This window comes from Ralstonia sp. R-29 (assembly GCF_049913345.1).
GTDB lineage: Bacteria > Pseudomonadota > Gammaproteobacteria > Burkholderiales > Burkholderiaceae > Ralstonia.
The window spans coordinates 662,754-675,342 of sequence record NZ_CP184378.1 but is presented as its reverse complement, the minus strand read 5'-3'; the positions used below and the strand labels follow the sequence as shown (position 1 = coordinate 675,342).

The window sequence follows — 12,589 nt, the reverse complement described above, 5'->3', positions numbered from 1 at the left end:
TGAGTAGACAGGTCTGTCTGTCAAGACCATACTGCGCTAATCCCACGCAAGCACAAGGCACATCGACATGGCCAAGGCAGCAGCCGACACCCTCTCCGCCCGCGAACGAATCATGGAAACGGCCGAGCGCCTATTCCTGCAGGAGGGCTTTCGGGCCACGGGCATCGACCGGATCATCGCCGAGTCGGGGGTGGCAAAGATGTCGCTGTACCGGCATTTCCCGTCGAAGACCGACTTGATCACGGCCTTTCTGGATGCCCGGCATGAAACCTGGATGGCGTGGTTCCGGGAAGAAGCCGAAGCCCGCACCGCCAAGCGCGCGAATCTGGATGTGTTGGCCGACGTGCTGGCGGCATGGTTTGCCACCGAGACCTACCGCGGCTGTGCCTTCATCAACCTGGTGGCCGAGTCCGGCACTGAAACCGGTGATGAGCAGTTGATTGAGAAGGCCGTGGCACACAAGGCCGACCTGGGCGTCTATCTGGCTGAACTGGCGAAGCGCCTCGGCTACGCGCGCCCGAAGGCGATTGCCGAGGAGGCGCTGCTCTGCGTGGAGGGGATGATCGTCCGCTTTCAGATGACCGGCGAGCGCTCCGCTGTGGACGCCGGGCGACGTCTGCTCGCGCGGTTGAAATAAGGGTAGCGCGAAGACCCGCGCCGGGCGCGCCATCCGCCGGATCGGACGGTTTCAGGCGCACCATTTTTCACAAAACCATAGGGTAATCCCGCATCTTCGATTTTGAAGACGCGGTCTATAGTTGCACCTGTGTTCCAGATATTAACAGACGTTTCATAGGTAAAACAACTGAAACGTGATGGAGTCGACAGAAATGCAGCCGCAATACAACCCCGACCTCGCTCCGTGGGAGCCGATTTCTCCGAACAACGTTGCTGGCAAGGGCCGAGTTGAGCGCCCGGGCCAAGTGGCCAATCTGGTGTGGCAGACGCGCGCAGCCGAGCCGACCCCGTATGAGAACCAACTGGGCGATTCGCTTGAAGCCGCGTTTCTCGGTGGCGCTAAGACGCCTGCGGACATCGTCGCCGTGCTGAACGAACGCGGCCCGCGCAACCCGGCCGGCGGGGAGGCTTGGACGGAAGACGCGTTCCTTGCCGAGATGCGCCGCCTGGGCGCCTGATCACCGCACACGATTCGACGCCGAACCGCCCGCAGAGGTGATCCGGCGCAACCCCATCAAGCGAGGTAAGCAATGGAAGGCAACAAGGAAGCGCAGAAGGAAGCGCGTATCAACACCGGTCTGCGCAACTACTGGTATCCGGTGGCGGCGTCGTGGAATGTGAAGAACGCCCCGGTGGGGATCACCCGCCTGAGCCAGAACATCGTGCTGTGGCGCGACACCGAAGGCCAGGTGCATGCGCTGGAAGACCGTTGCCCGCACCGCGGCGCGCGCCTGTCGATGGGCTGGAACCTGGGCGACAAGGTGGCTTGCTGGTACCACGGCGTTGAGGTGAATGGCGCAGGCACCGTCACCAGCGTGCCGGCAGTCGATAGCTGCCCGATGGAGGGCAAGACCTGCGTGCGCAGCTACCCGGTGCAAGAGCGTGCCGGCGCGATCTTCCTGTGGTTTGGCGACAAGGCCCCGTCTGAATACGACGCCGCCGTTAGCACGCTGCGCCTGCCCGAAGAGCTGACCAGCGACGAGCACAGCCACTTCCTCTGCTTCGCGCACTGGAACGTCAACTACCGCTACGCCATCGACAACGTCATGGACCCGATGCACGGCGCGTATCTGCACGCGGTGTCGCACTCGATGGCCAGCGGCGAGAAAAAGGCCGTGATGGAAGTGCTCGAAACCGAGCACGGCATCATGTTCCAGAAGACCGGCCAGCGCGGCGTGAACTTCGATTGGACCGAGTTTGGCGAGACCGGCACGATGTGGCTGCGCCTGTCGATTCCGTATCAGCCGAAGGTGGGCCCGGGCGGCCCATTCACCATCATCGGTATTACCACGCCGGTGGATGAAGAGCATTGCATCGTCTATTTCTGGCGCACGCGCCACGTGCAGGGCTGGGAGCGCGATGTGTGGCGCTTCCTGTATCGCAACCGTCTGGAAGGCCTGCACTGGGATGTGCTCGAGCAAGACCGCGTGGTGCTTGAATCGCTGGCGCCCGAAGCACGCGATCACGAAACGCTGTATCAGCACGACATCGGTATCACGCGCATCCGGCGCATTCTTGCGCGCCGCGCTGCCGCCGAACTGGCGGATGCACCGGTCGCGATGCTCAAGCCCGTTGCCGTGGAAGCCCAACATGCCTGAGCGCAATCCAACCACCGGGCTGCTGGCCGGCCGCAAGGTGCTCGTCACGGGCGCCGCACGCGGGCTGGGTCTGGCGTTCGCCAAGTCCATCGCTGAAGCCGGTGGTGCGGTTGCCCTGGCTGACATTCTGGGCGAGCGCGTGCAGGAAGAAGCTGCAGCGCTGCGTGCAGCCGGTTTCCTGGCTCATGGCTTCACGCTGGATCTCGGTGACCCGGCTTCCATCCAGGCTTGCGCTGCTGCGGCTGCGCAGGCACTGGGCGGGCTCGACGGCCTCGTCAACAACGCGGCCATCACCAACTCGGGTGGGCGCGATGCATCGTCCATCGACGTCGACACCTGGGACCGCGTGATGAACGTCAACGTGCGCGGCACCTGGTTGATGACGACGGCCTGCCTGCCGGCGCTCAAGGCATCAGGCCACGGCGCCATCGTCAACTTGGCGTCGGACACGCCGCTGTGGGGCGCGCCGAACCTGCTGGCCTATGTGGCCAGCAAGAGCGCCATCATCGGCATGACCAAGTCATTGGCGCGCGAGTGCGGCGCGGACGGCATCACCGTCAACGCCATCGCGCCGGGACTGACGCTGGTGGAAGCCACCGAATACGTGCCGGCGCATCGGCATGCGCTGTACCGCGACCAGCGCGCCATCTCGCGCGACCAAGTGCCCGACGACGTGTGCGGCGCCGTGCTGTTCGCGCTGTCCGATCTCTCCCGATTCGTGACGGGCCAGACGCTGGCCGTCAACGGCGGTTTTGTCATGCAGTAACGCCCCCATCCTGCAACCACACATCATTCAGAAGAGGTATTTCGATGAGCGATCTCTCCGAACAACAGCAAATCCAACGTACGTGGGACCGCCCGGAAGGCGCGTCGTTTGAAGACTGGATGAACAGCCGCGTGGCGCGTTTCGCCACCCGCCGTTACGACTGGGATGCCCTCAAGTTCCAGGCTGACTACGACCCGAAGTACCGCCGCGCGCAAATGCGCTACCTGGGCACGGGCGGCACGGGCGTGGCGGCTGACACCAACACGGTGCCGTCTGAGCACTTCACGTTTTCGACCATGGTGATTCCGGCGGGTCACGAAGGCCCGTCGCACCTCCACACCGATGTGGAAGAGGTGTTCTTCGTCATCCGCGGCAAGCTCAAGCTGGTGTTGGAAAAGGACGGCGAACGCTTTGAGACCATCCTGACCGACCGCGATCTCGTCTCGGTGCCGCCCGGCGTGTACCGCGAAGAAATCAACATCGGCGACGAAGACGCGCTGATGTGCGTGATGCTCGGTGCCAAGAAGCCGATCACGCCCACGTATCCGCCCGAGCATCCGCTCGCCAAGATCAAGCGTTGATGTCATGAGCGCGCAGGCTGTCATGTCTTCTCATCCATTTCGCGTTGCCGATGCGCTGGCGTTGCTGGGCGCTGAGTTTGCCGAACGCACCGCTGTGATCAGCGAGCGCGGCGATCGCGTCGGTTATCGACAATGGGGCGATCGCGGGCCGGTGGTGGTGCTGTTGCACGGCATCAGCTCCAGCGCGGCGTCATGGCTGCTTTGCGCGCAGTTGCTTTCGCAAAGCACGCGTGTGCTTGCATGGGATGCACCGGGCTACGGCAACTCCACGCCCCTGGAGCGGCACGAGCCGCGCGCGGCTGACTATGCAGCGCGGCTGCGCGCCTGGCTCGCCGCGCTGCACGTCAAGCCGGACGTGCTTGTCGGGCATTCCCTCGGCGCATTGATGGCATCCGCCTACGTGGCCGACGCCCCGCTGGCGATGCAGCCGAAGCACCTGTTGCTGTTGAACCCTGCACAGGGTTACGGCCAGCGGGGGCAGGAAGCCAAGTCCCGCAGTGTGCAAGCGCAGCGCCTGGCCACGCTTGACCAACTGGGTATCGAGGGGATGGCCGAATCGCGCCACGCGCACCTGCTGCGCCCCGATGCCACCAGCGAAGAATGTGCATGGGTGCGCTGGAACATGGCACGCCTGAACGATGGCGGCTATCGCCAGGCCGTGGCGATGCTCAGCGGCGACGACATTGGCGCCTATCTGCGCAAGCGGCCCGCATCGACACTTGCGCAAATCGTCTGTGGCGATGCGGATGGCATTACGCCGCCGCAAGGCTGCCGGGCACTGGCCGATGCGTTTGGCCTGCCCTTTGCGCTGGTGCCCGCCGCTGGCCATGCCTCCTATATCGATGCGCCCGACGCGGTTGCCGGCTGGATCGAACACGCTGCGCTCTCTCAACTCCAAAACGCCTAAGCGCGAAGACGTATGAGCAACGACCTCATCTCAGAAGACGTGCAGGAAAAATACATCGTGCCCGGGCTCGAACGCGGCCTGCGCCTGCTGTGCGAGTTCAGCCATAAAGACCGCGTGCTGTCGGCGCCCGAGCTGGCCCGCCGGTTGAAAGTGCCCCGCTCGACAGTGTTCCGCCTGTTGACCACGCTTGAAGTGATGGGCTTTGTCGAGCGCGTGGACGGCGGCCGCGATTTCCGCCTCGGCATGGCGGTGCTGCGGTTGGGCTTTGAATACCTTGCCTCGCTGGAGTTGACCGAGCTGGGCCGCCCGCTGCTCGATCGCCTGCGTGACGACATTCACTACCCGTGCAACCTTGTCGTGCGTGATGGCCGCTCGATCGTCTATGTGGCGAAGTCCGTGGCGCCCACGCCGTTCACGAGCTCGGTGAATGTCGGCACGCGTCTGCCCGCACATGCCACGGTGCTGGGTCGCGTGCTGCTGGCGGACCTGTCGCTGGCCGAGTTGCGCCAGCTCTATCCCGAGCCGCAGTTGGAGGTGTTCTCAAACAACACGCCGCGCACGGTGGAAGACCTGTTCGAGATGGTGCAGCGTGACCGCGAACACGGTTACGTGCTGGAAGAGGGTTTCTTCGAGGCCAACATCTCGACCATTGCCGCGCCGGTACTCGACCGCGCCGGCAAGGTGGTAGCCGCGCTTGGCACGACGATCCCATCCCCGCGTATCGACCCCGCGCAACTGGACCCGATGATCGAGAAGGTGCGCGCCGCTGCTGGCGAGCTGTCGTACCTGCTCGACTACCGCCCGGCTGCCGGCAAAGTCGTCAACCTGTTCCGGGAATAGTCATGCCGATGATCGACCTGACCGGCAAGGTGGCCGTGGTGACGGGGGGCTCCTCCGGCATCGGCTTGGCCACCGTGGAATTGCTGCTGGACGCGGGTGCAGCCGTGGCGCTGTGCGGCCGCAATGCCGAGCGTTTGGCGGCCGCAGAACAAGGACTGCGTCATCGCTTTCCCGACGGCAAACTGTTCGCTGCCACGTGCGACGTGCTCGATGCCGCGCAGATGAACGCATTTGGCGCTGCGGTGGAGCAGGCGCTCGGCCCCGTCGACATGCTGGTGAACAACGCCGGCCAGGGCCGCGTGTCGACCTTCGCCAATACCGAAGATGCGGCTTGGACGGATGAACTGCATCTCAAATTCTTCTCGGTCATTCACCCAACGCGGGCGTTTTTGCCGCAGCTGGAACGTTCGGAACACGGCGCCATCGTCTGCGTGAACTCACTGCTGGCGCAGCAGCCCGAGCCACACATGGTCGCCACGTCGGCGGCGCGTGCCGGTGTGCTGAACCTCGTGCGCTCGATGGCGACCGAGTTTGCGCCGAAGGGCGTCCGTGTGAACGGCATCCTGATCGGGCTGGTGGAGTCCGGCCAGTGGCGGCGCCGCTTTGAAGCGCGCCCCGAAGAAGATCGCCATCTCGACTGGGCCGCGTGGACGCGCCGCCTTGCCGCGCAAAAGCATATTCCCCTCGGCCGCCTGGGCCTGCCCGAAGAGGCGGCCCGCGCCATTCTGTTCCTTGCCTCGCCGTTGTCTTCGTACACCACGGGCAGCCATATCGATATCTCCGGAGGACACTCCCGTCATGCTTAAACGACAACAACAGGCACCACAACTGGTCACGGTAGGCCACGCGATTGCGGCCTTCCTGGAGGCCTGCGAGGTCAAGGCCGCTTTTGGTGTGATTTCGATCCACAACATGCCCATCCTGGATGCGATGGGCGAGCGCGACAAGATCCGCTTCATCATGGCGCGCGGCGAAGCGGGCGGCACGAACATGGCAGATGCCTACGCCCGTACCACTGGCAGCCTGGGTGTCTGCTTCACCAGCACGGGCACGGCTGCGGGCAATGCTGCGGGCGCGATGGTTGAAGCGCTGACCGCTGGCACGCCGCTGCTGCACATCACCGGGCAGATCGAAACGCCATATCTCGACCAGAGCCTGGCCTACATCCACGAAGCGCCGGACCAGCTCACCATGCTCAAGGCCGTGTCCAAGGCCGCCTTCCGCGTGCGCAGCGCCGACACCGCCATCAGCACGATGAAGCTGGCCGTGCAGACCGCGCTCACGGCCCCCACCGGCCCGGTGAGCGTGGAGATTCCGATCGACATTCAGGCCGCGCTGATCCCGATGCCGGATGATCTGCGCCCGCTGCAGGTGCCGCAGCATGTGCCCTCGGCACACGCGCTGGATGAACTGGCCGAGCGCCTGTCGCGCGCGCGCCGTCCGATGCTGTGGCTGGGCGGTGGTGCCCGCCATGCTGCCGAACAGGTCAAGCGCCTGATGGACCTTGGCTTTGGCGTGGTCACCAGCACGCAGGGCCGCGGCATCGTGCCGGAAGACGACCCGCGCTCGCTGGGCGCATTCAACCTGCACAAGCCGGTGGAAGCGTTCTATCAGACGTGCGATGCCATGCTCGTGGTCGGCTCCCGCCTGCGCGGCAACGAAACGCTCAAGTACGAACTGAAGCTGCCGCGCCCGCTGTACCGCATTGATGCAGACGCCTCTGCGGAAGGCCGCTGCTACGCCAGCGACTATTTCGTCTGCGGCGACTCGGCCCTCGCGCTGGATGGCCTGGCTGATCGTCTGGAAAAGAAACTGCAGATCGACGCAGCATTTGCGGGCGATCTGCGCGCGGCGCATGACAAGGCCGTCGGCGGTCTGGTGGACGGTCTTGGGCCCTACGCGGCGCTGGTGGAATCACTGCAAGCAGCCGTGGGCCGCGCGTTCAACTGGGTGCGCGACGTGACCGTGTCGAACAGCACCTGGGGCAATCGCCAACTCCGTATCTTTGATTCCCGCGCTGGCGTGCACGCGCTGGGCGGCGGTATCGGGCAGGGCTTGGCGATGGGGATTGGCGCAGCCATCGGCGCAGCCGCGACGGAGTCGGGCAAGAAGACCTTCTGCCTGGCTGGCGACGGCGGTTTCATCCTGAACCTGGGCGAACTGGCCACTGCGGTGCAGGAACGCGCCGACCTCGTCATCGTGCTGATGAACGACAAGGGCTACGGCGTCATCAAGAACATCCAGGACGCGCAATACGGTGGCCGCCGCCACTACGTCGACCTGCATACGCCGGATTACGCGGCGCTCTCGCAGTCGTTGCAATTGCGTCACCGCCGTGTGTCGAATCTGGCTGATATCGGTCAGGCGCTGAACGAAGCGAACTCTGGCGAAGGCCCGTTCCTGCTGGAGATCGACATGCTCTCCATCGGCAGCTTCAAGACCATCTTCGCGGGGCCGCCGGTCAACCAGCAGGCCCCGGCAAGCCAGACCGAAACCGCCACGGTGGCGGCGTGAGCGCGCAACCGTACCGAACCCAGGAGCCGGACATGCTGCATGTTTCGATGGTCGGTTGTGGCGCGATCGGGCAGGGCGTGCTGGAACTGCTCAAGAGCGATCCCGACGTCTGCTTTGACACGGTGATCGTGCCCGAGCAAGCCATGGACAAGGCGCGCGAAGCCATCGCACCGCTTGCCCCGAATGCGCGTGTGGCGACACATCTGTCTGCCGATGCACACCCCGACTTGCTCGTGGAGTGCGCTGGCCACGCTGCCCTAGAAGAGCACGTGGTGCCCGCCTTGGAGCAGGGCATTGATTGCCTGGTGGTGTCGGTCGGTGCGCTGTCAGAGCCCGGCCTGGCTGAGCGGCTGGAAGCGGCCGCACGGCGCGGCAATGCGCAGGTGCAATTGCTGTCGGGCGCCATCGGTGCCATTGACGCGCTGGCCGCAGCGCGCGTCGGTGGGCTGGATGCCGTGGTCTACACCGGCCGCAAACCGCCGCGTGCCTGGAAAGACACGCCAGCCGAAGCGCAGTTCGACCTCGACGCGTTGCGCGAGCCGACCGTGATCTTTGAGGGCAACGCCCGCGAAGCCGCGCACCTGTTCCCCAAGAACGCCAACGTGGCAGCCACGCTGTCGTTGGCAGGGCTGGGGCTGGAGCAGACGCAGGTGAAGCTGCTGGCCGACCCGACGGTCGACGAGAACGTCCACCACGTGGAAGCGCGCGGCGCGTTCGGCGGCTTCGAGTTGACGATGCGCGGCAAGCCGTTGGCTGCCAATCCCAAGACTTCTGCGCTGACGGTGTTCAGCGTGGTGCGTGCGCTGGGCAACCGCGCGCATGCCGTTTCGATTTAAGCGAGATCCCTGCGCCATGACGCATCCCACCATGCACGCAACCGCAACCTCCTTGCTGCCTATCTGCATTGCCGGCGAATGGCGGCTCGGCACCGGCGAGCGCTATGCCACGCGCTACCCCGCCACGGGCGAGGTCGTAGCCGAACTCAATGCCGCCAGCGTGGCCGACGTGGAAGAAGCGGTTGCGGGCGCCTACCGCGCCTTTCTCTCCAGCGGCTGGGCCCAACGCAAACTGCATGAGCGAGCAGCGGTGCTGTACCGGGTGGCGGAGTTGATCCGCTCCCGCAGCGAAGCGCTGGCCCAGCGCCAGCGCCTGGACAACGGCAAGCCCATCAACGAAACACGCGCCCTGGTGGCGAGTGCCGCTGCTACGTTCCAGTTCTTTGGCGCCGCGTGCGAGACGCTGGAGGAAAGCCTCACCCCGCAGCGTGGCGACTGCCTGACGATGAGCGTGTACGAGCCCATGGGCGTGGTGGCGGCTATCACGCCGTGGAATTCACCCATCGCCAGTGAAGCGCAGAAGATGGCGCCTGCGCTGGCGGCCGGCAACGCCGTCGTCGTCAAGCCCGCTGAAGTCACGCCGCTGATGGCGCTGGAGCTGGCCGCCATCTGCGAAGAGGCGGGCGTGCCCAAGGGCCTGATCAGCGTGTTGCCGGGCAAAGGCTCGATCATTGGCGATGCGATTACGAAGCACCCGCTGGTGCGCCGCGTGTCGTTCACGGGTGGCACGACCACGGGCAAACATATCGCTCACATCGCGGCCGACAAGATGATGCCGGTGTCGCTGGAGTTGGGCGGGAAGTCGCCCACCATGGTGTTTGAGGATGCCGATCTCGACCATGCGGTGAATGGCGTGCTGTACGGCATCTTCAGTTCGTCGGGCGAGTCGTGCATTGCGGGGTCGCGCTTGTTTGTGGCGCGCGCGCTCTATGAGGCGTTTATGGATCGCCTGGCTGCTCGCGCCGCACGCCTGCGCGTTGGCAACCCAGCCGATGAGGCTACGCAGATGGGCCCGCTGATTACCGATCGCCACCGCGAGTCCATCGAGCGCTACGTGGCCATGGGTGTGGAAGACGGCGGACACCTGCGTACGGGCGGTTTGCGCCCTCACATCGCTGGCTGCGAGTCGGGCTACTTCTACACGCCCACCATCATTGAAGGCCTCAACAACAGCGCGCGCATCTGTCAGGAAGAAATTTTCGGCCCCGTGCTCGTCGCCATGCCGTTCGATGATGAAGACGAGCTGATCGAGCAAGCCAACGACAGCGTCTACGCCTTGGCCGCTGGCATCTGGACTCGCGATTACAAACGCGCCTGGCGCGTTGGCCGCGCCGTGCAGGCCGGCAACGTGTGGATCAACACGTACAAGCAGTTCTCGATCTCGACGCCGTTTGGCGGCTGGCGCGACAGCGGCTTGGGCCGCGAGAAGGGCCGCCTGGGCATCCTGCAATACATGGAACAGAAGAGCCTCTACTGGGGCCTGAACGAACAACCGCTGGCCTGGGCGAACTGACGCGACAGAGCAGAGTGGAGGAGACAACATGAATACAAAAGCGCAACGCTGGCTGGGCGTGATCACGCTGTTTTTGGTGGTCGCCATTTCGTACGTCGATCGCATCAACATCGCCGTACTGATTACGCAGCACGATTTTCTTCAGCACGTGGGTCTGGCGGCTACCGATCGTAGTGGCCAGGGCCTGCTGGCCACGGCGTTCATGGCCGGCTACGGGTTGTCGGCGATTGTGTTCACGCCGTTCTGTGCCGCGCTGTTTGGGGTGCGCCGCAGCCTCATCTACGGGCTCGCGCTGTGGGGTGTGATTACCATGGCTTCGCCCTGGTTCAACAGCTACGTTGAACTGTTGGCGTCCCGCTTCATCCTGGGCTTTGCCGAAGGGCCGTTGTTTTCGCTGGGCGCCTCATACATCAAGGCGCACTTCGATAGCCGGGAAAGCGGCAAGCCGAATGCCATCTTCAACATGGGCACGGGCGTTGGCTTGGCGGTGGGCTATCCGCTGGTCGGGTATGCCATTGCCAGTGTCGACTGGGAGGCGTCTTTCCACCTGTTGGGACTACTCAACCTGCTGCTCGGTATTCCGCTGGTGCTGGCGTTCGTGCGCATGCCGGCGCGCTATGCGGCGATTCCCCGGCCGGACTCCTTCGGGGCTGCGCTGGGCACGGTGGGCGGGATGTTCCGCGGCGCTTTCCATACGCGCCACATCCTGACCATGACGGTGTTGACGGCCGCGTTCCTCTCTTACCTGTGGGGCAGCAGCAACTGGCTGCCGACGTATCTGAAGGAGGCGCGCGGCTTCTCTCTGCGCGAGATGGGCTGGATGGCATCCATGCCGCAGTACGCAGCGGTGGCAGGCGTGTTCCTGGGCGGGTTGCTGCTGGACATTCTGCCGCGCCGCCGTATCCCGTTGATCTTTGTGTTGGGCAGCATTGGCGTGGCCGTGGCGGTGTTGCTGGCCATCAATAGCACGGACCGTTATGCCGCCGCGTACTGGCTGACCGCTGCCAGCTTGTGCTGGGGCCTGCAGAGCCCGGCGATCCCCAGCACGGTGCAGTACCACGCCGCACCGGAACACGTAGCGTGCGCCTTTGGCGTGACCAATGGCGTGGGCGCCCTGGTGGCGGGGTTCATGCCGGCCCTGATGGGTGTCGTGATCGCAATGGGCAGTGGTGGTGGCCTGGCGGCAGGTTTTGGCAGCCTGGTTGGCACGCAGGTCGTGGTGCTGTTGTGCGGGCTGGCCTTGTTGCGCAACGGCGCGCAAGCCTCGCAGAACGTGCCCCACGGTGCGCAGCCGGTCGCGCACAAGTAACCCACCGCACGCGCAGCAACGAATCAAAGCGACCGCCGGCCACGTGGGCCATGCGGCGTAAAGCAGGAGAGGAAGATGAACACCATTCGGGGCATCGACGAGATCGTCTACGGTGCCGATGACCTGGCGGCATGCAAGCAGTTCTTTCTGGATTGGGGCCTCGCGCTGCAGTCAGAAGACGAAGGCGGCCTGCTGTTCGAAACGCTCAACGGTTGCCGTGTACGCGTCAAGCGCGCGGATGACGCCACGTTGCCACCGGCCATGGAAGCCGGCCCCACGCTGCGCGAGGTGATCTGGGGTGCGGATTCGCAAGCCGTGCTCGACCGCTTGGCGGACAAGCTGGCTGATCAACCCGGCTACCTCAATGCCGATGGTCGCGTCGGCTGCACCGACCCGAACGGCCTGGCCGTGCGCGTGCAATTGACGGCCAAGCGCGACATCGACGTGCAATGCGCGGCCATGAACACCTGGACCGACAAGCCGCGTCTGAACCAGCCAAGCCCCATCTACGAACGCGCTACGCCGATTGAAGTCGGGCACGTGGTGTTCTTCGTGAAGGACGTGGTGGCCACCGAGCGCTTCTACGTCGAAAAACTCGGCTTCGTGCCATCCGACCACTACCCAGGGCGCGGTGCGTTCCTGCGCTGCGAGCCGGAAGGTGGCCACCATGACTTGTTCCTGCTGCAAACGCCGCAGGCCAAGAGCGGGCTGAACCATGTCGCGTTCACCGTGCGCGATATCCACGAAGTGTTTGGCGGCGGCATGCATGTGTCGCGTTGCGGTTGGGATACGCAACTGGGCCCGGGACGCCACCCGATTTCGTCGGCGTACTTCTGGTACTTCAAGAACCCCGCCGGCGGGCTGATCGAGTACTACGCCGACGAGGACCAGCTCAACGGCGAATGGCAGCCGCGCGACTTTGAGCCCGGCCCCACCGTGTTTGCCGAATGGGCCATCGAAGGCGGAATCGACGGCAATACGCGCCGCCAGAAGAACGTTGGTGGCCCGGAAGGCAAGTTCCTGACCGAGAAGCGCTGAACCGTTGCA

Annotated in this window: 13 protein-coding genes; all 13 read left to right on the top strand. The window is 64.7% G+C overall.

Annotated elements, in window-relative coordinates; translation table 11 throughout:
- Positions 1–67 precede the first annotated feature (67 nt).
- On the top strand, positions 68–637 hold the full coding sequence (locus tag ACN9M1_RS20195; RefSeq protein ID WP_426400331.1) for a TetR/AcrR family transcriptional regulator: 570 nt from the start codon (positions 68–70) through the stop codon (positions 635–637).
- A 193-nt stretch (positions 638–830) separates the two neighbouring features.
- The gene (locus tag ACN9M1_RS20190; protein ID WP_426400694.1) at positions 831–1,136 is read left to right on the top strand and encodes a recombinase-like helix-turn-helix domain-containing protein; all 306 of its coding nucleotides are present in this window, start codon (positions 831–833) and stop codon (positions 1,134–1,136) included.
- 72 nt (positions 1,137–1,208) lie between these two features.
- Positions 1,209–2,276, top strand: a complete 1,068-nt coding sequence (locus ACN9M1_RS20185; protein ID WP_426400330.1) for a Rieske 2Fe-2S domain-containing protein — start codon at positions 1,209–1,211, stop codon at positions 2,274–2,276.
- On the top strand, positions 2,269–3,042 hold the full coding sequence (locus ACN9M1_RS20180; protein ID WP_426400329.1) for an SDR family oxidoreductase: 774 nt from the start codon (positions 2,269–2,271) through the stop codon (positions 3,040–3,042). Before ACN9M1_RS20185 ends, ACN9M1_RS20180 begins: the two co-directional genes overlap by 8 nt.
- A 44-nt stretch (positions 3,043–3,086) precedes the next feature.
- Complete coding sequence (locus tag ACN9M1_RS20175; RefSeq protein ID WP_426400328.1) at positions 3,087–3,623, top strand: cupin domain-containing protein; 537 nt, start codon at positions 3,087–3,089, stop codon at positions 3,621–3,623.
- Between the two features lie 4 nt (positions 3,624–3,627).
- Positions 3,628–4,530 carry an alpha/beta fold hydrolase gene (locus ACN9M1_RS20170; RefSeq protein ID WP_426400327.1) on the top strand — a complete coding sequence of 301 codons (903 nt, stop codon included), beginning with the start codon at positions 3,628–3,630 and terminating at the stop codon, positions 4,528–4,530.
- Between the two features lie 12 nt (positions 4,531–4,542).
- Entirely contained in the window at positions 4,543–5,370 is an 828-nt protein-coding gene (locus ACN9M1_RS20165) for an IclR family transcriptional regulator (protein ID WP_426400326.1), read from the top strand.
- A 2-nt stretch (positions 5,371–5,372) separates the two neighbouring features.
- Positions 5,373–6,176: an SDR family oxidoreductase gene (locus ACN9M1_RS20160; RefSeq protein WP_426400325.1), complete on the top strand. Its 804-nt coding sequence runs from the start codon at positions 5,373–5,375 to the stop codon at positions 6,174–6,176.
- A complete protein-coding gene (locus tag ACN9M1_RS20155) occupies positions 6,169–7,884 on the top strand; it encodes a thiamine pyrophosphate-binding protein (RefSeq protein ID WP_426400324.1) in 1,716 nt (571 codons plus the stop codon). The genes ACN9M1_RS20160 and ACN9M1_RS20155 overlap by 8 nt, the downstream gene beginning before the upstream one ends.
- A gap of 32 nt (positions 7,885–7,916) precedes the next feature.
- The gene (locus ACN9M1_RS20150; RefSeq protein ID WP_426400323.1) at positions 7,917–8,720 is read left to right on the top strand and encodes an aspartate dehydrogenase; all 804 of its coding nucleotides are present in this window, start codon (positions 7,917–7,919) and stop codon (positions 8,718–8,720) included.
- Positions 8,721–8,736: 16 nt separating this feature from the next.
- Positions 8,737–10,233, top strand: coding sequence for an aldehyde dehydrogenase (locus ACN9M1_RS20145; protein WP_426400322.1), 1,497 nt, complete (start codon positions 8,737–8,739; stop codon positions 10,231–10,233).
- A 28-nt stretch (positions 10,234–10,261) separates the two neighbouring features.
- A complete protein-coding gene (locus ACN9M1_RS20140; protein ID WP_426400321.1) occupies positions 10,262–11,542 on the top strand; it encodes an MFS transporter in 1,281 nt (426 codons plus the stop codon).
- Positions 11,543–11,617: 75 nt separating this feature from the next.
- Entirely contained in the window at positions 11,618–12,580 is a 963-nt protein-coding gene (locus tag ACN9M1_RS20135; RefSeq protein WP_426400320.1) for a VOC family protein, read from the top strand.
- Positions 12,581–12,589: the final 9 nt, after the last annotated feature.

Coding starts and splice junctions, on each gene's coding strand:
- ACN9M1_RS20160 (WP_426400325.1), top strand. CDS start 5,373: ATGCCGATGATCGACCTGACCGGCAAGGTGGCCGTGGTGACGGGGGGC.
- ACN9M1_RS20150 (WP_426400323.1), top strand. CDS start 7,917: ATGCTGCATGTTTCGATGGTCGGTTGTGGCGCGATCGGGCAGGGCGTG.
- ACN9M1_RS20195 (WP_426400331.1), top strand. CDS start 68: ATGGCCAAGGCAGCAGCCGACACCCTCTCCGCCCGCGAACGAATCATG.
- ACN9M1_RS20190 (WP_426400694.1), top strand. CDS start 831: ATGCAGCCGCAATACAACCCCGACCTCGCTCCGTGGGAGCCGATTTCT.
- ACN9M1_RS20180 (WP_426400329.1), top strand. CDS start 2,269: ATGCCTGAGCGCAATCCAACCACCGGGCTGCTGGCCGGCCGCAAGGTG.
- ACN9M1_RS20170 (WP_426400327.1), top strand. CDS start 3,628: ATGAGCGCGCAGGCTGTCATGTCTTCTCATCCATTTCGCGTTGCCGAT.
- ACN9M1_RS20140 (WP_426400321.1), top strand. CDS start 10,262: ATGAATACAAAAGCGCAACGCTGGCTGGGCGTGATCACGCTGTTTTTG.
- ACN9M1_RS20165 (WP_426400326.1), top strand. CDS start 4,543: ATGAGCAACGACCTCATCTCAGAAGACGTGCAGGAAAAATACATCGTG.
- ACN9M1_RS20185 (WP_426400330.1), top strand. CDS start 1,209: ATGGAAGGCAACAAGGAAGCGCAGAAGGAAGCGCGTATCAACACCGGT.
- ACN9M1_RS20155 (WP_426400324.1), top strand. CDS start 6,169: ATGCTTAAACGACAACAACAGGCACCACAACTGGTCACGGTAGGCCAC.
- ACN9M1_RS20145 (WP_426400322.1), top strand. CDS start 8,737: ATGACGCATCCCACCATGCACGCAACCGCAACCTCCTTGCTGCCTATC.
- ACN9M1_RS20175 (WP_426400328.1), top strand. CDS start 3,087: ATGAGCGATCTCTCCGAACAACAGCAAATCCAACGTACGTGGGACCGC.
- ACN9M1_RS20135 (WP_426400320.1), top strand. CDS start 11,618: ATGAACACCATTCGGGGCATCGACGAGATCGTCTACGGTGCCGATGAC.